The sequence below is a fragment of the Ancylobacter sonchi genome (genome assembly GCF_018390695.1).
Lineage (GTDB): Bacteria > Pseudomonadota > Alphaproteobacteria > Rhizobiales > Xanthobacteraceae > Ancylobacter > Ancylobacter sonchi.
Genome location: NZ_JAHBGF010000020.1, coordinates 657,342 through 676,871, shown reverse-complemented (window position 1 = coordinate 676,871; position 19,530 = coordinate 657,342). Strand labels below are relative to the sequence as shown.

Here is a 19,530-nt window from a genome sequence, read left to right as displayed (position 1 = left end):
CCAGGATGACCATCAGCTCATGCGACTACATCGTCGTCGGCGGCGGCTCGGCGGGGTGCACCATCGCCTCGCGGCTATCGGAGGATGCCGGCGCCTCGGTGCTGCTGTTCGAATCCGGCCCGTCCGACCGCAATCCGTTCATCCACATGCCGGTGACCTACTACAAGACCCAGCGCATGCTGCGGCGGATCCAGCTCGAACCGCTGAAGCACCAGTTCGACATGGCTCCGGACACCGGACAGGCGCGGGTGCTGGGCGGCGGCTCGTCGGTCAACGCCATGGTCTATATCCGCGGCAACCCGCAGGATTACGACCGCTGGCAGGAATCCGGCGCCGAGGGCTGGTCCTATCGCGACGTGCTGCCCTATTTCAGGAAGGCCGAGGCGAATGAGAGCCTGTCGGGCGAGACGCACGGCACCGAGGGGCCGCTCTCGGTCTCCGACCAGCGCTACACCAGCCCGCTGACCAAGGAATGGCTGAAGGCGTGCCAGGAGGCGGGGCTGCCCTACAATCCCGACTTCAACTCAGGTACGCAGGCCGGCTGCGGCCTCTATCAGGTGACGATGCGCAACGGACGGCGCTGCAGCGCGGCGGTCGCCTATCTCAAGCCGACGCGCGGGCGCAAGAACCTCACCGTCCTCACCGGCAAGCCGGTGGTGCGCATCCTGATCGAGAATAATCGCGCGGTCGGCGTCGAATATCGCGACGGTAATGAGCGCCGCATCGTGCGGGCCGAGCGCGAGGTGGTGGTATGCTCCGGCGCCATCGGCTCGCCGCGCCTGCTGCTGCTCTCCGGCATCGGTCCGGCGAACGATCTCAGGAGCGTCGGCGTCGAGGTGAAGCACGACCTACCCGGCGTCGGCCAGAACCTGCAGGACCACACCGACTGCTTCCTGATTTACGACCTCAACGGCGCCCACGGCTACGACAAGTACAAGAAGCTGCGCTGGCAGGCGGTCGCCGGGCTCGAATACGCCATGTTCCGCACCGGCCCGGTCGCCTCGAATGTCTGCGAGGGCGGCGCCTTCTGGTGGGGCGACAGCTCCGATCCGCTGCCCGATCTGCAATACCATTTCCTTGCCGGCGCGGGCGTCGAGGTCGGCGTCGACGGCACGCCGAGCGGCAATGGCTGCACGCTCAACGTCTATGGCTGCCGCCCGCGTTCGCGCGGCGCGATCACATTGCGCTCGGCCGATCCTTCCGTGCCCCTGAAGATCGACGCCAACTATCTCGCCGACCCGCACGACGTCGAGGTGCTGATCGAGGGGGTGAAGAAGGGCGAGGAGATCATGTCGAGGCCCTCCATCGCCAAATACATCGCCGCCTCGCACAAGCCGTCGAAGCCGCTCAGGACGCATGCCGACTATGACGAGTACGTCCGGCGCGAGACGCAGGGCGCGCTGCACCTGTCCGGCGCCTGCAAGATGGGAACGGACGACATGGCGGTGGTCGATCCGCAATTGCGGGTGCGCGGCGTCGACGGGCTGCGCGTCGCGGATTCCTCGATCATGCCCTATGTCGTCTCCGGCAATCTCAACGGCCCGACCATCATGATCGGCGAGCGCGCGGCGGACTTCATGCGCGGCAACCGGTTCTGAGGGCGCGCGACATGGCAAACGCTCCCGAGAACGATGTCGTTGTCGTCGGCGCCGGCATCATCGGCCTGTCCGCCGCGCTGCTGCTCCAGCGTGCCGGTCGCACCGTCACCGTGGTCGATCCGCTGCCGCCGGGCAGCGCGACCTCCTATGGCAATGCCGGGCTGCTCAGCGCCGGCACCAACATGCCGATCGCCCTGCCCGGCATCTGGCGCAACGTGCCGGGCTGGCTCACCAACCCGGACGGTACGCTGGCGGTGCGCTGGCGCTACCTCCCCACCGCCGCGCCCTGGCTGGCGAAATGGATCCTCGCCAGCCCCAAGAAGACGGTCTACGCCGCGTCCGATGCGCTGCGCGCGCTGCATCGCGACACGATGGACGGCTATCGCGAACTGCTCGGCCCCTCGCTATTCGCCGAACTCATCCGCACCGAGGGCAGCGTCAACGTCTTCTACAACGCCACGCCGGGGCGCAACGAGCCGTTCATCCGCCATCTGATCGCCCGGCACGGCATCGTGGCCGAGGACCTCGACCACGCGGCGCTGAAGGAGATGTTTCCCGGCATCGGCCCCGTCGCCCAGCGCGCGCTGTATTTCCCGCACAATGGCTGGACGGTGAATCCCGGCCGGCTGACGCGCACCGTCGGCCGGCTGTTCGCCGAAGCGGGCGGCGTGCTGCGCCATGAGAACGTGATGTCGGTGCGCCCGGTCGAGGGCGGCTTCGAACTGTTCGGCACGCTCGGCGATTTTCGCGCCCGCACCGTCGTGCTCGCCACCGGCTCGTGGACCGGTCGCCTGCTCGCCCCGCTCGGCGTCAACCTGCCGATGGAGACCGAGCGCGGCTATCACCTGATGCTGGAGGGCGCCAATATCACCCCGAAGCTGCCGCTGCTGCTGCGCGACGGCGGCATGGCGATCACCCCGATGGAGGAAGGCCTGCGCCTCGCCGGCACGGTGGAGATCGCCGGCCTCGACGCACCGCCGGACGAACGGCGCGCGCGCCAGCTCATGGACCGTGCGAAGCTGGTCTTCCCGGGCCTCGAAGCGGCGTCCTACCGCAAATGGCTGGGCTTCCGGCCCTCGCTGCCGGACAGCGTGGCCGCCATCGGCCCGGTGCCCGGCATGGCGGGGCTATTCGTCGCCGCCGGCCACGGGCACACCGGCATGGTGGGCGCCAGCACGACGGCGCGGCTGGTGCGCGATCTCGTCACCGGCACGCCACCGCACATCGATCCGGCGCCCTACAGCCTCGCCCGCTTCAACAGGATGTAGGGATGTCACCCCCGGCGGGTGATGCCGTGCGCCTTGAGCCGGCGATAGAGCGTCGCCCGGCTCATGCCGAGATTGCGCGCGGCGGCGGCGATGTCGCCCTGGCAGGCCGCGATATTGTCGAGGATCGCGGCGCGCTCGACCTCATCCACCTGCGCCCGCACGCCGCCGGCACGCTCCTCGCTGCCGGAGGGCATCGAGGCGACTGGCAGTGCCATGTCGGCGAGGATCGGCGCATCCGGCAGCAGCAGGTCATGCGGCTCGATCACCTTGCCCTCGGCAAGCGAAGCGGCGCGGCTGACCACGAGATAGAGCTCGCGCAGATTGCCCGGCCAGGCGTGCCTCAGCAGAAGCCGCCGCGCCTCCGGCGCGACGCGCAGGCCCAGCCGACCCGCCGTACGCGCGATGCACGCGTCGACAACGGCCTCCTTGTCGGACCGTTCGCGCAGCGACGGCACGTTGATGATCACGCCGGCGAGGCGATAATAGAGATCGGCACGGAAGGCGCCCTGCGCGATGCGCTGTTCGAGCTTCTGGTTGGTGGCGGCGATCACCTGCACGTCGACGCGCTGGATCTTGCCCGAGCCGAGCGGGGCGACCTCGCCCGATTCCAGCACGCGCAACAGCCGCGTCTGGAGATGCAGCGGCATGTCGCCGATCTCGTCGAGGAACAGCGTGCCGCCATGCGCCTGCACGAAGCGGCCCGTCGAGCCTTCCTTGCGCGCACCGGTGAAGGCGCCGCCGGCATAGCCGAACAGTTCGCTCTCGATCAGCGTCTCCGGCATCGCCGCGCAGTTCAGCGCCACGAAGGGCTGGGCGGCGCGCGGCGATTCCGTGTGATAGGCGCGCGCCAGCGTGTCCTTGCCGACGCCGGTCTCCCCGAGCACGAGGATCGGCAGGCCGGTGTGCCGGAGCCGGCGCAATATGTCGACGTTGCGCGTCATGCGCGGTTCGCCGCCGGCCCACTGGTCGAGCGACACCTTGGCGGCCTCGGCCGGCGCTGCCGGGGCGGAGGCGGCGACCGAGGCGGGACGGGCGCGCGGCGCCTCCGTCGTCGGGCCATAGGCATAGCCGCGCAGCGCCGAGCCATCGAGCCGGGTGAGTTCCAGCGGCAGCGAGAGCCCGCCCTGCGAGCGGAGCGCGGAGGGGTCGCGCGCGAACAGGCGCCACAGCGAGAACGGCGTGAAATCGGCCTTGGGCAGGCTGAGCAGCTGCCGCGCCGCCGCGTCCGCGCCGACCACCGCGTGGTCCGCGTCGACCGCGAGCAGGCAGGCCGACCCGTCCGGCCTCCACAGCTTCAGGATGGTCCGGTTGCCATAGCTGCGCCGGAACAGCGCCTCCGACAGGCGCTCGGCGGATTTCCGCACCACCTCGAGCGCGATGGCGTGCGTCTCGCGATGGAGATTGGGATTGCGAACCGTGATGTTGAGCGCCGCCCAGAGCGAGCCGTTCGGGCCGAACAGCGGCATCGCGGCACAGGACATCTCGATGAAGTCGGCGAAGAAATGCTCGTCCTGGTAGACCGAGGTCACCGCCGCGTCGCGCAGGCAGGTGCCGACGCCGTTGGTGCCGGCATGACGCTCGCTCCACACCGAGCCGGGACGCTCCGTGTCGGAATAGAAGCGCGAGGATCGGTCGGCGCGTTCGATCACCGTCACGCCGTCGGCATTGGTCAGCGTGACGCAATAGCCGATGCGCCCGACGATCGAATAGAGGAAGTCGACCTCCTCATAGGCGATGACGAGCTTGTCTTCGAGCGCATCGCGCGCCTGGTTGATCTCGCGATGCGTAACGCGGGGGATCGCGCCGCATGCACCCGGTTCGAGGCCGTACTCCTCGATGCAGCGCAGCCAGGAGCGCACGGGAAACTCCCGCACCATGGGGAGCGTCCGGGAACCGGGACGCACCGCCTCAAGCACCTTCCGACTATGGTCCAGCATTCGCTCGATCCTGCTGCGCTAGGGGATGGCTCACGCGACCGCACCGTCAGCCGGCACGGCAGGAGGACGCTTGCGCGCAGGAAGACCCCGAACGTCCCCCGGCGCGATTTTGACCCATAATGCGGCACGCCTATTTTTCTGGCAAGGCGCTTTGTGAGACGCGAGTGCCGCCTCCATCAAAACGTGCAGATCAACGCACGCCGCGACGAGCACCTGCCACGCGCACGCCACCCATCATCTCAATATTGAGAATTCAATGTCTCATTTATGAGAAAATTCCGAATATAAATTTCCATCTATACTTCATTCCATTTGAATAATATTGAATGATCGACAAGAAGGCGACCCGCGGCAAAATGGCGTAGATTCTGATGGACTTCGATTACATCGTCATTGGCTCGGGATCGGGCGGCAGCGCCGTCGCCGGGCGGCTCGCGGAGGATGGCAAGGCGCGCGTGCTGGTGCTGGAAGCCGGCGGGTCGGATCGCCGCCTGCCGGTGCTGATGCCCGCCGCGACCTATCTCTACGCCATCGGCAATCCCGCCTTCGACTGGCGGCTGACCTCGCAGCCCGACCCCTCGCGCGGCGGGCGCACCGACTACATGCCGCGCGGCAAGGTGCTCGGCGGCTCCTCCTCCATCAACGGCATGCTCTATGTGCGCGGCCAGCCGGAGGATTTCGACGACTGGGCGGCCGCCGGCTGTGCCGGCTGGGAATTCGAGCGCGTCCTCCCCTATTTCCGCCGCGCCGAGGACAATGAGAACGGAGCGGACGCCGTCCATGGCGCCGGCGGCCCGCTCTCGGTGCAGAACCTGCGCACCACCCATCCGCTGTCCGACGCCTTCCTGGAGGCCGGCGTCGAAGCCGGGCTCGGCAAGGTGGCGGATATCAACCGCCCCCCGCAGGGCGGCATCGGCTATTTGCAGGCGACGCAGAAGCGCGGCTGGCGTTGCAGCGCCGCCCGCGCCTATCTGTGGCGCAAGCGCCCCAACCTCGCCGTGCTCACCAAGGCGCAGGCGCGGCGCGTGCTGTTCGAGGGCACGCGCGCCAGCGGCGTCGAGTTCGTGCAGAACGGCCAGACCCGCACCGCCAGGGCGGCGAAAGCGGTGGTGCTCGCGGCAGGCGCCTTCGGCTCGCCGCAGCTTCTCATGCTGTCGGGCGTCGGGCCGCAGGCGCATCTGCGCGAGCAGGGCATCGGCGTCGTGCACGACCTGCCGGGCGTCGGCGAGAATTTCCACGACCATCCCGGCACCAGCCACATCGTCTGGGTCGATCAGCCCACCTACAACGTCCAGCACACGCTGCGCCATGCACTCGCCTTCGGCGCGACGTGGCTGCTGGCGGGACGCGGCCCCGGCACCACGCCGGACGCCCATGTACTCGCCTTCCACCGCTCGAAGCCCGATTTGCCGCGCTGCGATTTGCAGATCCACTTCACCCCGGTCGGCTACGATCTCACCGACACCGGGCCGATCCTGTTCGACAAGCCGGCGGTCACCGCGCTCAACAACATCCACCGGCCCTATTCGCGCGGCCATGTGCGGCTCGCCTCGCGCGACCCCTTCGCCGCGCCGGCGATCCAGCCCAACCTGCTCGGCGACGCGCGCGACATCGCCACCCTCGTCGCCGGCGCCAAGACGCTGCGCGCCATCTTCGAGGCGCCCGCCATGGCCCGCCACGTGCTCGGCGAGTTCAAGCCGGGCAAGGAGGTGCAGAGCGAGGACGAGTGGGCGGCCTATGTCCGCGAGACCTCCATCGGCATCTACCACCCCGCCGGCACCTGCAAGATGGGCGTGGATCCGATGGCGGTGGTCGATCCCACGCTGAAGGTACGCGGCCTCTCGAACCTCTATGTCGCGGACGCCTCGATCATGCCGGTCGTGGTCAGCGGCAATCTCAACGCGAACTGCATCATGATCGGCGAGCGTTGCGCCGACTTCATCAAGGCGGCCTGATCCCATGGCAATTCCCGGCAAGGCAAACGGCAAGCGCACCATCGCGGTGATCGGCGGCGGCGCGGTCGGCGTCGCCACGGCGAGCTTCCTGCTGCGCGACGGCCACGACGTCGTGCTGATCGAGCGCGGCGGCATCGGCGACAGCGCCTCCTTCGGCAATGCCGGCGTGCTCGCCCCCTCCTCCGTGGTGCCGATGTCGATGCCCGGTACGCTGGCCAAGGTGCCGGGCTATCTGCTCGATCCGCTCGGCCCGCTGTCGATCCGCTGGCGCTATCTGCCGACGCTGGCGCCGTGGCTGATCCGTTTCGTCAAGGCCGGCACGCAAGCCGGCGTGCGGCACCAGGCGCGCGCGCTGAAGCCGCTATTGGACGATTCCTTCAGCGCGTGGCTGCCGCTGGTGCGCAACGCCACCAATGACGCGCTCATCCACCGCGAGGGCTTCCTCGCCGTCTACCGCACCGAGGCCGACTTCCAGGGCGACGCGCTCGGCTATCAGCTCCGCCGCGACAACGACATTCCCTATGAGATATTGCGCGGGCAGGATCTCCGGGACTTCGAGCCCAGCATCTCGCCCGACTACACGATCGGCGTGATCTTCCGCCAGTGCGGCCACACGGTGAACCCGAACCGGCTGGTGCGCACCGTCGCCGAGGCGCTCCAGCGCGACGGCGGGCGCATCGCGACGGCGGAGGTCCGCGGCTTCGTGCACGATGGGGTGACGCTCAGGGGGATCGAGACCGATCAGGGCGTGATCCCCGCCGACGCGGCGGTGGTCGCCGCCGGTGCCCATTCGAAGAAGCTCGCCGCCCTGCTCGGCGACGACGTGCCGCTCGACACCGAGCGCGGCTATCACGTGCTGATCGCCGATCCCGAGACCCGCCCGCAGCGGCCGATCCTCGACGCCACCGCCAAATTCGTCTCGACGCCGATGGAGACCGGTCTGCGCATGGCCGGCACGGTCGAGTTCGCCGGGCTGGATGCCCCGCCGAACTGGACGCGCGCGGACTACCTCATGACGCTGGGCCGCCGGCTGTTCCCCGGCCTCGCGCCGAGCTATCCGCAGGAGCGCGTGTCGCGCTGGATGGGATTCCGGCCGAGCATGCCGGATTCGCTCCCGGTCATCGGCCGCGCCACCGCGTGCCCGCAGGTGGTGTATGCGTTCGGGCACGGCCATGTCGGCCTCGCCTCGGCGGCGCGCACCGGGATGACGGTGGCCGATCTCCTCGCCGCCCGCCCGCTCGCCTTCGACATCGCCCCCTTCGCGCCGACGCGCTTCTGAGGCAGGTACATTTCTCAGCCGCGCGGCTGGGTTTCTCCGGGATGAGACACCCGCAACCGGCGAAGACGAGACGGTCAGAATTTACCCTTATATTTCCTTGCGTTAGCTCTCTGGCATGCCGTTTGCCCAAGCATGCTTTGCCGGCACCGTGCCGGTGGCAGTCAAGGGAGTCCGATCGTGCTGCTTTCCTTCTTCATGATGCCCCTGCACTCGGTCGACAGGGACTACGCCACCACCCTTGCCGAGGACATCGAGGCATTCAAACTCGCCGACGAACTGGGCTTCGAGGAAGCCTGGATCGGCGAGCACTACTCCGCCTCCATCGAGCAGATCTCCTCGCCGCTGATGTTCCTGGCGCACATGGCGCCGCAGACCAAGCGCATCAAGCTCGGCACCGGCGTGCTGCCGCTGCCGCTCTACCATCCGGTGATGGCGGCCTCGCACATCGCGCTGCTCGACCATCTCGCGCCGGGCCGGCTGCTGCTCGGCATCGGCACCGGCGGCCTCGGCTCGGATTTCGAGGTGTTCGGCATGAAGGACGCCGACCGCACCGCGATGATGCTCGATTCCATCGAGATCATGAAGAAGATCTGGGCTTCCGATCCGCCCTACGACATTCCGGGCAAGTTCTGGAACGTCAAGCTCAGCGAGATGTACTGGCCCGACCTCGGCGTCGGCATCCTGCCGAAGACGCTGACCAAGCCGCACCCGCCGCTCGCCGTCTCGGTGTCGAGCCCCAATTCCAGTTCGATGCGCGTGGCCGCCCGCAACGACTTCATGCCGATCTCGGCGAACTTCGTCGCCTCCTGGGTGGTGAAGACCCATTGGGAAACCTATTGCGACGAGCTGGCCAAGCTGGGCAAGACGCCGGACGGCTCGAAATGGCGCGTCGCCCGCTCGATCCACGTCGCCGAGACCGATGAGGAAGCCGCGGCCTATGTGAAGAAGCCCGGCGGCGCCTATGACTGGTACTATGACTACATGTACCAGGTGTATGCCCGCATGGGCGCCGGAGCCCTGCTGGCGCCGTTCCGCGACACCGATCCGGCGACGATCACCCACCAGCTGGTGCGCGACAATTTCGTGATCTATGGCAGCCCGGAGACGGTGGCCCGCAAGATCCTCGAACTGCGCGAGGAGGTCGGCCCGTTCGGCACGCTGATGATGACCTCGCACGAATGGGAGGACAAGGCGGCGATGCGGCGCTCGATGGAGCTGCTTGCCACGCGCGTCATGCCGGCCGTCAATGCGGCCCTCGCGGCAGAACCCGCGCTCGCGGTTTGAACGGAACGGCACAGGTGGCAAATATCGACATGACGACCATGGACAAGACCGCTCTGCTCCAGCCCGGCAAGCTCTGGTGGAACTGGTTCGGCGAGCAATATTTCGTGCCGCGCCACACCGCGCGACCCACCTCCGAGGAGGAGGTCTGCGCCATCGTGCGCGAGGCGCGCCGGCGCGGCCTGCCGGTCCGCGCCAGCGGCGCGGGCCACTCCAACCCCGCCATCGTGCCGACCCCCGGCGTCCATATCGACTTCGACGACTTCAATCAGGTCGTCTCGGTCGACAGGGAGAAGCTGCAGGTCACGGTGCGCCCCGGCATGCGCATCAGCGCGCTGACCAAATATCTGCGCGAGCAGGGCATGTCGCTCAACAATCAGGGCGACATCGACCGGCAGGCGATCGTCGGCGCGCTGATGACCGGCACCCATGGCGCCGGCAAGAAGCTGCCGTGCCTCTCCGCCCAGCTGGTCGGCGCGCGCATCGTCACCGCCGACGGCGAGCTCCGCGACCTCTCGCCCGCTGATGGCGAGCTGTTCAAGGCGTTCAAGACCTCGATCGGCATGTTCGGCCTCGTGGTGTCGCTGACCATCCAGGCGGTGCCGTCCTACAATATCTACAAGCGCTCCTGGAACACCGACACCGAGGACTGCATCGGCAACCTGCACCAGCTACTCGACGAGAACCGGACCTTCTGGTTCTTCTGGCTGCCGCTCAGGGAATCCGCCGATCTCTACGAGCTGCCGGGCGGCAAGGTGCCCTCCAGGGCGACGCGCGACTTCGACATCTGCCACATGCGCACCTACAACGCCGTACCGGTAGATGAGCCGGCGCCGGAGATCGGGCCGGGGGTGGAGTTCGACCATTCCTCGATCATCTACCCCAACGACTACATCCCGAACTTCCGCGAGATCGAATACGCCGTGCCGTTCGGCCGCTTCGAGGAATGCTTCGCGGAGGTCCGGCACATGTTCCAGACCAGGTATCCCAATGCGATCTACCCGGTCGAATGCCGCGCGGTGAAGGGCGACGACACCTATATGTCGGCCTATGCCGAGCGCGACGGCTATGCGCTCTCCATCTCCGGCCCGCTGGAGGAATGGACCTGGGGCATGCTGCGCGACGCCGACGCGATCCTCGACCGCTACGATGCCCGCCCGCATTGGGGCAAGCATCACTTCATGACGCCGGAGCGGCTGGAGCGCATCTACCCGAAATACGATGCGTTCAAGCGGCTACGCCGCGAGATGGATCCCGACGGGGTCTTTCTCAACGACCATCTGCGGATGCTCTTCGCATGAGGCGGGCCGGCTCAGCCGGCCCTTTTCATATCGAGCGCGCGAAGCCGGGGACAATGGGTTGACGATCAAACTTTGTGCTGCGCAGAATTTAGGCGGGGGAACGCAACCGGAGCCGGAAATGCTGGATCTGCGCAGCCACGTGTCCCGTATCGTCTCGAGCGCCAACCAGCTGGCTCTTCCCTCGGGCGATTTCCGCGCGCCCCGCGCGGCCGATGCGATGGCCGCCTCCTGGCGGCGCTGCATGGAAGGCTACCGCTTCGATCCCGGCGCCAAGTTCCGCATCGAGGCGGTGAGCGATGCCGAGCTCAAGCGGCAATGCGAAGCCAATGATGAACTGGTCCGCCATGCGCGGCCGGAGATCGACGCCATGTTCGGCGCCGTCTCGCTGTCCGGCTTTTCCGTCAGCCTCGGCAATATCGAAGGCTACATCATCAGCGAGCGGGCGAACTACAATCCCGAGTTCTACAGCGAGGTGGAGCGCGCCGGCACCGCCTGGGCCGAAGAGTCCGCCGGCACCAACGCCATCGGCACCTGCCTCGTCGAACGCCAGCCGGTCGGCGTCTACACCAACGACCATTTCTTCTACGAGTTCTCCGCGCTCTCCTGCGCCAGCGCGCCGCTCTTCGGCCCCGATGCCGAGCTGATGGGCGCGATCAATATCTCGATCCGCAACCCCGACCTCCAGCGCGAGACGCTGAAGGTGGTGCTGGGCCTGTCCACCAGCCTCGCCGACCGCATCGGCGAGCGGATGTTCCGGCAGGCCTTCCGTCGCAGCTACATCCTCAAATTCGCCGCCGGACCGGTGGATCACGGCCTCATCGCGGTGGACAGCGATTTCCAGCTCGTCGGCCTGAACCACGCCGCTCGCGAGATGCTGCGCGACCGGGTGCAGTTCGCCCGCGTGCGCAGCCTGTGGGCGGTGTTCGAGCGCGACCACCGGCTGATCGACCTCGCCCGCCTCGGCGCCGCCGAACTGACCCTGCATCTGCAAAAGGGCGGCGACGCCATCACCGTCTCGCTCAGCGGCCCGCTCGACGTGCCGGCCATGACGGGCGCCAAGGTTCGCGGCTTCGCCCAGCCCACCGCCGGGTCCGCCGCCGCCGAACCGGCCGGCGCCGAACCCTCCGCCCGCCCGCGCGCACCGGCGGCCCTGCCGCCTCGCGCGGTGCCGCGCATCCTCACCCTCGACGACTGCGCCGGCACCGATCCGCGCATGGCGGCCAATGTGCGCTTCGTCCGCCGCGTGCTCGGCGGTTCGCTGCCGCTGCTGCTGCTCGGCGAGACGGGGGTGGGCAAGGACGCCTTCGCCCGCGCCGTCCATGAGGAAAGCCCGCGCCGGAGCGCCCCCTTCGTCGCCTTCAACTGCGCCTCGGTGCCGGACACGCTGATCGACAGCGAGCTGTTCGGCTATGGCAGCGGCGCCTTCACCGGCGCGCGCCGCGAGGGCAGCCCCGGCCGGCTCGTCGAGGCGGATGGCGGCACGCTGTTCCTCGACGAGATCGGCGACATGCCGATCAGCCAGCAGACGCGCCTGCTGCACGTGCTGGAATCCGGCGAGGTCACGCCGCTCGGCTCCGGCAAGCCGCGCCGCATCGACGTGCAGGTGATCGCCGCCACTAACCAGAACCTCGAAGCGCAGATCGCCCGCGGCCAGTTCCGGCAGGATCTGTACTACCGCCTCGCCGGCGCGGTCATCGACATCCCGGCGCTGCGCGAGCGCACCGACCGGCGCGAACTCGTCGAGGCGATCCTCGCCGGTCTCGCGCCCGGCCGCCGGCTTACCCTCTCGCCCGACGCGCTCGCGACGCTGCTGGCGCATGACTGGCCGGGCAATGTCCGCGAGCTTCGCCATGTGCTCAACCGCGCCATGCACATCTGCGAAGGCGACGTGCTGACGGCCGGCGACCTCGCCATCCGCCCGGCCGGCCGGGTTCCGGTGCCGGCATCGCCCGCGCCCATGCCGCCCCCGGGCGATGCCGCGTCGGACGCCGGCGCCGATGGCGAGGCCGGCAGCGCCCGCCATGCCATCGCCTCCGCCGAGCGCGAGGCCATCGTCGCGACGCTGGCGCGCTGCGGCGGCAATGTGAAGGCGGCCGCCACCGCGTTGCAGCTCAGCCGCGCCACGCTCTACCGCAAGCTCCAGCGCTACCAGATCGCACAGTGACGCGCGCCCTTGCCGCGCGCTGTCGCGCGGCTGCGACACGCCGCGCCTCACCCCTGAAACAGCGTCGCCGCCACGCGATCCGCCGGCCTGCGGACATCGGCGCGCATCGACCCGCGATCGGGGGATACATCTGGCCCCCCTCGTAAATATTACTTATAAATAAAATTTATTACATTCCAATATGCACTATATACGCTCCGGGACCTCGCATTTCATCTATTGTGACCGCAGAAAAAAGGTCTGGCACGATAGTTGCCGAACCCCGACTCAGGCCACAAAGGCTCGAACACAGGGGATAAAAATGACCTTCCAAAACGCAGGCTGGGTGCCCTCGCGACGCAGTGTCATGAAGGGCATGGGCGCGGCCGCCGCCGCACTGGCCGCTCCCGGCGTGCTGCGCCGGGCCTATGCGCAGGATCCCATCGTGCTGCTCACCTGGGAGACCTATCACGACCCGGCCTGGTGCAAGGAATGGAGCGAGGCGAACGGTGTCGAGGTGAAGCCCGTCGTCATCGGCTCGGTCGACGAACTGTTCTCGCAGCCCTTCTCCGGCGCCGTGCAGCCGGACATCATGTATATCGAGACCGGTTCGCTGCCGCGCTTCAAGCAAGCCGGGCTGATCGTGCCGTTCGACACCTCCAAGGTGCCGAACATCGCCAACATCACCTCCAAGCTCGACTGGAAGAAGTACACCAATGTCGACGGCGACATCGTCGGCGTACCCTATAACTGGGGCACCCAGCCGCTGATGTTCAACGCCGACACCATCAAGTCGCCCGACACCTGGGCGGCGCTGTGGGACGAGCAGTATCGCGGCAAGGTCAACGTGTTCGACGACTGCACCATCGTCTTCCCGATGATCGCGCTCCATGTCGGCGCCAAGGACCCGTTCAACCTGACCGATGCGGATTTCGAGGCCTGCGAGAAAGCCCTGCGCACGCTTCGCCAGCAGGTGCGCACCATCGCGCGCGGCTTCGACGACGCCACCACCATCTACGCCGCCGGCGACGCGGTGATCGGCTATTGCCAGAACATCGCCGTCGTCACCTCGCTGCAGGACAAGGGCAAGAACTTCAACTACTCGCTGCCCAAGGAAGGCACCCCCACCTGGATCGACTGCGCCGGCGTCTCCAAGAAGGGCAACCGCGACATCGTCTACAAGTTCATGAACGACAACCTCGCCGTCAAATGGCAGGCGCGCTTCATCGAGGCCTCGACCAATAACGGCGTGCTCGATCTCACCGAGGCCAAGAGCGGCGGCGTGACCGAGGCGACGCTGAAGCGCACCAACATCCCGGATTCGCAGGCCGGCGACTTCTGGGAGAAGCTGGTCATCCTGCAGAAGCCGGAAGACTTCGACCGCCGCCTGCAGATGTGGAACGACTTCAAGGCCGGCACGCTCTGAGCGTGCCTTCCCTGACCTTGCAGCACGGAGCCGACCGATGACGGATGCCTCGCAGCCGATCCTGAGCCTTGCGCGGATCGACAAGACCTATGACGGCGCGACGCGGCCGGCGCTCGACCGGGTGTCGCTCGCGGTCGCACCGGGCGAGTTCTTCTCCATCCTCGGCCCCTCGGGCTCGGGGAAGACCACGCTGCTGCGCATGATCGCCGGCTTCGAGCGGCCGGATGTCGGGCGCGTGCTGATGGACGGCGAGGACATCACCGATGTCCCGCCGTTCCGCCGCGACGTGCGCACCGTGTTCCAGAGCTACGCGCTGTTCCCGCACATGAACGTTCTGGAGAACGTCGCCTATCCGCTGCGCATGGCCGGCGCGCGCAAGGCCGAGCGTCTCGCCAAGGCGCGCGACTGCCTCCATCTGGTCAGCATGGGCGACTTCGCCGCCCGCCTGCCGCACCAGCTCTCCGGCGGCCAGCGTCAGCGCATCGCGCTCGCCCGCGCCATCGTCTGCCGCCCCCGCGTGCTGCTGCTCGACGAGCCGCTCGGCGCGCTGGACCTGCGCCTGCGCCAGCAGATGCAGCACATGCTGGTGTCGCTCCAGCGCGAGCTCGGCATCGCCTTCGTCTATGTCACCCACGATCAGGGCGAGGCGCTGTCCATGTCCGACCGCGTGGCGGTGATGAGCGAGGGCCGCATCGCCCAGCTCGGCACGCCGCGCGAGATCTATTTCGCGCCCTCCTCGGAGTTCGTCGCCCAGTTCGTCGGCCGCTCCAACCTGCTGCCGATCGACTGCGAGCCGCGCGGCGGCGCCCTCACCGCCCTGCTGGACGGCAAGCCGCTGCCCGGCGTCGCGGTGCCGCGCTCGGGCGCGGCGCGCATGGCGATCCGCTTCGAATGCGTGCGCCTCGCCCCGGCCGGCGAGCCGGCGGAGGGATCCTGCAGCGTTCCCGGCACCGTCGAGGACGTGCTGTTCCTCGGCAACGCGCTGGAGGTGAACGTGCGGTGCGGCGGGCTCAACATCATCGCCGCCGTGCCCTCGGCGGAGGGCGAGCGCTTCGCGTCCGGCCAGCCGGTGCAGGTGCTGTTCGACGCCGCCAATGCGACGGTGTTCCATGGCTGACATCGCCTCCGACCTGCCGATGCCCGCCACCCGCCCCATGCGCCTCCACCGGATCAGCCTGCTCGGCTGGCCGGTCTATGCCTGGTTCATCGTCCTCGTTCTGGTGCCGAACCTGCTGCTGATCGGCACCAGCTTCCTGCGCACCTCCAACGGGATGATCGCCTTCGACCCCACGATCGCCAGCTATCTGCGGCTGTGGAAGTCGGCGAGCTTCCAGTTCCTGCTGGTGAAGACGCTGGCCACCAGTTTCGGTGCCGCCGCCATAGGCTGCCTCATCGCCTATCCGATGGCCTATTACGCCGCGCGCGTGGTGCAGAAGAACCGCTCGGTGCTGGTGCTGCTGGTGATCATCCCGCTGTGGATCAGCCTTCTGATGCGCGTCTTCGCCTGGCGGATGATCCTCGGCCAGAACGGCATACTGAACTCGTTCCTCGTCGGCAGCGGCATCCTCGACCAGCCGAGCGAGGCCTTCCTCTACACCGGCTTCTCGGTGCTGCTCACCTACACCTACATCTCGATTCCGTTCTGCTTCATCGCCATCTTCACCGCGCTGGAGAAGATCCCGCATTCGCTGATCGAGGCCTCGCAGGACAGCGGCGCCTCCGCCTGGCAGACCTTCCGCCATGTGGTGTGGCCGCTGTCGCGGCCGGCCGTCGCCATCGGCTTCTCGCTCGCCTTCCTGATGACGGTGGGCGACTACATCACCCCCTCCATGGTCGGCGGCATCGACGGCACCATGATCGGCATGGTGATCGCCTCGCAGTTCGGCATCGCCAACAACTGGCCCTATGGCTCGGCGATCGCGGTGTGCCTGATGGTCAGCGTCGGCGTGGTGCTGGCCGTGGTGATGTGGGCGGGCCAGACCAAGGGGGTGCTGATGGGCGACGAGGGCGCCCGGCCGCCGGTCGCGGCGCATCGCCTGTCCCCCGGCCGGCGGCTGCTGCGGGCGGGCGCGGCGGTGGCCTTCGCCCTGCCCTATCTGTTCCTCTACGCGCCGCTCGCGCTCATGGTGCTGATGTCGTTCAACGATTCCTCGGTGCAGGCCTTCCCGCTCAGCGGGGCGACGCTGCGCTGGTATGGCGAGCTGGCCGAGAATGGCAGCATGTTGGAGGCGGTGCAGCGCAGCCTCGTCGTCGGTGTCTGCGTGGTGCTGGCCTCCACCGTGACGGCCACCGGCTTCGCCTTCGCCATCCACTATGGACGGGTGCGGCAGGCGCGTTTCTTCGAGTTCGCGCTGGCGCTGCCGGTCGCCATTCCCGGCGTCGTGCTCGGCATCGTCATGGTGCTGGCGACGCAGCTGGCTCAGATTCCCTCCGGCGTCGGGCGCATCGTCATCGGGCAGGCCAGCTTCGTCATGCCGGTGGTGCTGATGATCGTGCTGGCGCGGCTGCGCCGGCTTGACGGGGCGCTGCTGGAAGCCTCGATGGATGCCGGCGCCAACCACTGGCAGACCTTCGTCCACGTGCTGTTCCCGTCGATCCGGGGCGCGATCGTCGGCGGTGCGCTGCTCGGCTTCACCCTGTCGGCCGACGACGTGATGGTGACGCTGTTCCTGTCGGGAACCTCGCCCACCTTGCCGATCTGGGTGTGGAACCAGATGCGCTTCGGCTTCACCCCGTCGGTGAACGCCATCTTCACGCTGGTCGGCGTCGGTTCGCTGCTCGCCATCGTGATCTGCAACCGGCTGCTCAACCGCGCCTCGGCGGCCGGGGCCGGCTCGGGGCGCTGATACGGCCGGGCTATACGTCCGGTTCCCTGCCGGTCCCGGACCGGCAGGAAGCCTCTCTCGTTCAGCCGGCGGCGTAGCGGCGTTCGAGATCGTCGAACACCTCCTTGCGGACCAGCCGCTGGCGCTCCTTGAAGGAGGCGACCGGCGCGCTCTCGTCCATGATGCCGGCGTCCATCAGTCCCTTCAGCGCGTTCTGCATGCCATAGACCGCGCCCTGCAGTGCCACATTGGCGTAGAGCACCAGCGCGAAGCCGCCGGCGGCCAGTTCGGCGCGCGGCAGCGCCGGGGTGCGGCCGCCGACGACGATGTTGATCAGCTGCGGCACGTCGACCGCCTTCGGCAAAGCGAGGATTTCCTCGCGGCTCTCCGGCGCCTCGATGAACAGGATGTCGGCCCCGGCCTCGGCATAGGCGCCGGCGCGGTCGACCGCCGCCTGGAAGCCGTCCACGGCGCGGGCATCGGTGCGGGCGATGATCATCAGGTCGCCGTCATGGCGCGCATCCACCGCGGCCTTGATCTTCGACACCATCTCGCTCGCCGGCACTACGTCCTTGCCGGTGAAGTGGCCGCAGCGCTTCGGCGAAACCTGGTCCTCCAGCTGGATCGCGCTGGCGCCGGCCCGCTCCAGCACCCGCACCGTGTGCTGGACGTTCAGCGCGTTGCCGAAGCCGGTGTCGGCGTCGACGACGATCGGGATGTCGACCACGTCGGCAATCGCGGCGGTATGCTGGGCGATTTCCGGCAGGCTGACGAAGCCGAGATCCGGCACGCCGAGGAAGGTATTGGTCAGGCCCGCCCCCGACAGATACACCGCCTCATAGCCCATGTCGGCGATCACCCGCGCGGCGAGCGCGTTGGCGGCGCCCGGCAGCAGCAGGCCGCGACGCTCGGCGACCTGGCGGCGGAAGCGGCGGTGGACGGTTTCGGTCATGGCAGCCTCGGACAATGGGGGAAGGTGCAGAAAAGGTCAGTGCGTGGGTCGCGATGCGGCGTAGCGGTCGTCGCCGGCGGGGCGCCGGGCGAGGTAGCGCAGCAGCGGCGGCAGCACCACGATGCACAGGGCGAGGCCGAGCAGCGTGGCGGAGATCGGCGTCGAGACGAGCGCCGTGGGATCGCCCTGGCTGATGGCGAGTGCCCGGCGCAGCTGCTGCTCGGCCATCGGCCCGAGGATGAGCCCGATGAGCACCGGCGCCGCCGGGAAGTCGTAAAGCCGCATCGCGTAGCCGAGCAGGCCCATCGTGAACATCAGCAGCAGGTCGAACCACGAGGTCGACAAACCCCATACGCCGACCAGGGCGAAGATCACGATGCCGGCATAGAGCTGCGGGCGCGGGATCATCAGGAGCCGCACCCACATGCCGGCGAGCGGCAGGTTGAGCACGATCAGCATGAAATTGCCGATATAGAGCGAGGCGATCAGCCCCCACACCAGCTCGGCATTGTTCACGAACAGCAGCGGGCCCGGCTGCAGCCCATAGCCCTGGAAGGCGCTGAGCAGGATGGCGGAGGTCGCCGAGGTCGGCAGGCCGAGGGTGAGCAGCGGCACCAATATGCCGGCCGCCGCCGCGTTGTTCGCCGCCTCGGGCCCGGCCACGCCCTCGATGGCGCCGGAGCCGAACTCTTCCGGGTGCTTCGAGAGACGCTTCTCCACCGCATAGGACAGGAAGGTCGGGATCTCCGAGCCGCCGGCCGGCAGCACGCCGATGGGGAAGCCGAGCGCGGTGCCACGCAACCACGGCTTCCAGGAGCGCTTCCAGTCCTCCTTGGTCATCCAGATGCCGCCGCTCAGCGGGTTCATGCCGCTGCTGCGCTCCGGCCCGCGGCTGGCGACATAGATGATCTCGCCCACGGCGAAGAGCGACACCAGCACGATGGTGAAGGGAATGCCGTCGAGCAGGTCGAGGCTGCCGAAGGTCAGGCGCGACTGCCCGGTCTGCGCGTCGATGCCGATCACGCCGAGGCCGAGGCCGACCGCCACCGCGATGGCGCCGCGCAGCGGCGAATTGCCCAGCACCACCGAGATGGTGGTGAAGGACAGCACCATCAGCGCGAAATAGTCCTCCGGCCCGAAGATGAAGGCGAGTTCGGAGACGGCCGGCGCCACGAAGGACAGTGCCAGCGTGCCGATGGTGCCGGCGACGAAGGAGCCGATGGCGGCGGTGGCCAGCGCGGCGGCGCCTCGCCCGCGCCGGGCCATCTGGTTGCCTTCGAGCGCGGTCATCATCGACCCGCTCTCGCCCGGCGTGTTGAGCAGGATCGAGGTGGTCGAGCCGCCATACATCGCGCCGTAGAGGATGCCGGCGAACATGATGAAGGCGGAGGCCGGCTCCAGCGAGGTGGTCACCGGCATCAGCAGCGCGATGGTCAATGCCGGCCCGATTCCCGGCAGCACGCCGATGGCGGTGCCGAGCAGGCTGCCGATGAAGGCCATCAGCAGGTTGATCGGCTGGAAGGCGACGCCGAAGCCGTGCAGCAGCAGGTCGAGGGTCGACATGG

13 protein-coding genes are annotated in these 19,530 nt (G+C 68.2%); 10 read left to right on the top strand and 3 right to left on the bottom strand.

All coding sequences use genetic code 11. The features are described 5' to 3' along the window. The first annotated feature begins 5 nt into the window (after positions 1–5). Positions 6–1,598: a GMC family oxidoreductase gene (locus KHC28_RS13740; RefSeq protein WP_214008898.1), complete on the top strand. Its 1,593-nt coding sequence runs from the start codon at positions 6–8 to the stop codon at positions 1,596–1,598. A gap of 11 nt (positions 1,599–1,609) precedes the next feature. Then, on the top strand, positions 1,610–2,866 hold the full coding sequence (locus KHC28_RS13735; RefSeq protein WP_214008897.1) for an NAD(P)/FAD-dependent oxidoreductase: 1,257 nt from the start codon (positions 1,610–1,612) through the stop codon (positions 2,864–2,866). Between the two features lie 5 nt (positions 2,867–2,871). Here the strand turns inward: KHC28_RS13735 and KHC28_RS13730 are convergent, their stop codons facing one another. Further along, positions 2,872–4,803 carry a sigma-54-dependent Fis family transcriptional regulator gene (locus tag KHC28_RS13730; RefSeq protein WP_214008896.1) on the bottom strand — a complete coding sequence of 644 codons (1,932 nt, stop codon included), beginning with the start codon at positions 4,801–4,803 and terminating at the stop codon, positions 2,872–2,874. A 371-nt stretch (positions 4,804–5,174) separates the two neighbouring features. Between KHC28_RS13730 and KHC28_RS13725 the strand changes: the two genes are divergently transcribed. The 8 genes from KHC28_RS13725 to KHC28_RS13690 all read left to right on the top strand — a co-directional run bounded on the left by KHC28_RS13725 (position 5,175) and on the right by KHC28_RS13690 (position 17,034). Beyond that, complete coding sequence (locus KHC28_RS13725) at positions 5,175–6,758, top strand: GMC family oxidoreductase (protein ID WP_246564749.1); 1,584 nt, start codon at positions 5,175–5,177, stop codon at positions 6,756–6,758. 4 nt (positions 6,759–6,762) lie between these two features. Further along, positions 6,763–8,037, top strand: coding sequence for an NAD(P)/FAD-dependent oxidoreductase (locus tag KHC28_RS13720; protein ID WP_214008895.1), 1,275 nt, complete (start codon positions 6,763–6,765; stop codon positions 8,035–8,037). Between the two features lie 177 nt (positions 8,038–8,214). After that, positions 8,215–9,321 (top strand): LLM class flavin-dependent oxidoreductase, encoded by a 1,107-nt coding sequence (locus KHC28_RS13715; protein WP_214008894.1) that lies wholly within the window; start codon positions 8,215–8,217, stop codon positions 9,319–9,321. A 29-nt stretch (positions 9,322–9,350) separates the two neighbouring features. Continuing rightward, positions 9,351–10,619: a D-arabinono-1,4-lactone oxidase gene (locus KHC28_RS13710; protein WP_214009050.1), complete on the top strand. Its 1,269-nt coding sequence runs from the start codon at positions 9,351–9,353 to the stop codon at positions 10,617–10,619. Positions 10,620–10,737: 118 nt separating this feature from the next. Beyond that, positions 10,738–12,783, top strand: coding sequence for a sigma-54-dependent Fis family transcriptional regulator (locus KHC28_RS13705; protein ID WP_214008893.1), 2,046 nt, complete (start codon positions 10,738–10,740; stop codon positions 12,781–12,783). 301 nt (positions 12,784–13,084) lie between these two features. Continuing rightward, a complete protein-coding gene (locus KHC28_RS13700) occupies positions 13,085–14,188 on the top strand; it encodes an ABC transporter substrate-binding protein (RefSeq protein ID WP_214008892.1) in 1,104 nt (367 codons plus the stop codon). Between the two features lie 37 nt (positions 14,189–14,225). Further along, the gene (locus KHC28_RS13695) at positions 14,226–15,305 is read left to right on the top strand and encodes an ABC transporter ATP-binding protein (RefSeq protein WP_214008891.1); all 1,080 of its coding nucleotides are present in this window, start codon (positions 14,226–14,228) and stop codon (positions 15,303–15,305) included. Then, on the top strand, positions 15,298–17,034 hold the full coding sequence (locus tag KHC28_RS13690) for an ABC transporter permease subunit (protein ID WP_214008890.1): 1,737 nt from the start codon (positions 15,298–15,300) through the stop codon (positions 17,032–17,034). Before KHC28_RS13695 ends, KHC28_RS13690 begins: the two co-directional genes overlap by 8 nt. 61 nt (positions 17,035–17,095) lie before the next feature. Here the strand turns inward: KHC28_RS13690 and KHC28_RS13685 are convergent, their stop codons facing one another. Next, a complete protein-coding gene (locus KHC28_RS13685; protein WP_214008889.1) occupies positions 17,096–17,965 on the bottom strand; it encodes an isocitrate lyase/PEP mutase family protein in 870 nt (289 codons plus the stop codon). A gap of 36 nt (positions 17,966–18,001) precedes the next feature. After that, entirely contained in the window at positions 18,002–19,528 is a 1,527-nt protein-coding gene (locus tag KHC28_RS13680; RefSeq protein ID WP_214008888.1) for a tripartite tricarboxylate transporter permease, read from the bottom strand. Positions 19,529–19,530: the final 2 nt, after the last annotated feature.

Bases quoted from the DNA above. Each gene is read 5' to 3' on its own strand.
- KHC28_RS13740 (WP_214008898.1), top strand. From the start codon at position 6: ATGACCATCAGCTCATGCGACTACATCGTCGTCGGCGGCGGCTCGGCG.
- KHC28_RS13735 (WP_214008897.1), top strand. From the start codon at position 1,610: ATGGCAAACGCTCCCGAGAACGATGTCGTTGTCGTCGGCGCCGGCATC.
- KHC28_RS13730 (WP_214008896.1), bottom strand. From the start codon at position 4,803: ATGCTGGACCATAGTCGGAAGGTGCTTGAGGCGGTGCGTCCCGGTTCC.
- KHC28_RS13725 (WP_246564749.1), top strand. From the start codon at position 5,175: ATGGACTTCGATTACATCGTCATTGGCTCGGGATCGGGCGGCAGCGCC.
- KHC28_RS13720 (WP_214008895.1), top strand. From the start codon at position 6,763: ATGGCAATTCCCGGCAAGGCAAACGGCAAGCGCACCATCGCGGTGATC.
- KHC28_RS13710 (WP_214009050.1), top strand. From the start codon at position 9,351: ATGACGACCATGGACAAGACCGCTCTGCTCCAGCCCGGCAAGCTCTGG.
- KHC28_RS13705 (WP_214008893.1), top strand. From the start codon at position 10,738: ATGCTGGATCTGCGCAGCCACGTGTCCCGTATCGTCTCGAGCGCCAAC.
- KHC28_RS13700 (WP_214008892.1), top strand. From the start codon at position 13,085: ATGACCTTCCAAAACGCAGGCTGGGTGCCCTCGCGACGCAGTGTCATG.
- KHC28_RS13695 (WP_214008891.1), top strand. From the start codon at position 14,226: ATGACGGATGCCTCGCAGCCGATCCTGAGCCTTGCGCGGATCGACAAG.
- KHC28_RS13690 (WP_214008890.1), top strand. From the start codon at position 15,298: ATGGCTGACATCGCCTCCGACCTGCCGATGCCCGCCACCCGCCCCATG.
- KHC28_RS13685 (WP_214008889.1), bottom strand. From the start codon at position 17,965: ATGACCGAAACCGTCCACCGCCGCTTCCGCCGCCAGGTCGCCGAGCGT.
- KHC28_RS13680 (WP_214008888.1), bottom strand. From the start codon at position 19,528: ATGTCGACCCTCGACCTGCTGCTGCACGGCTTCGGCGTCGCCTTCCAG.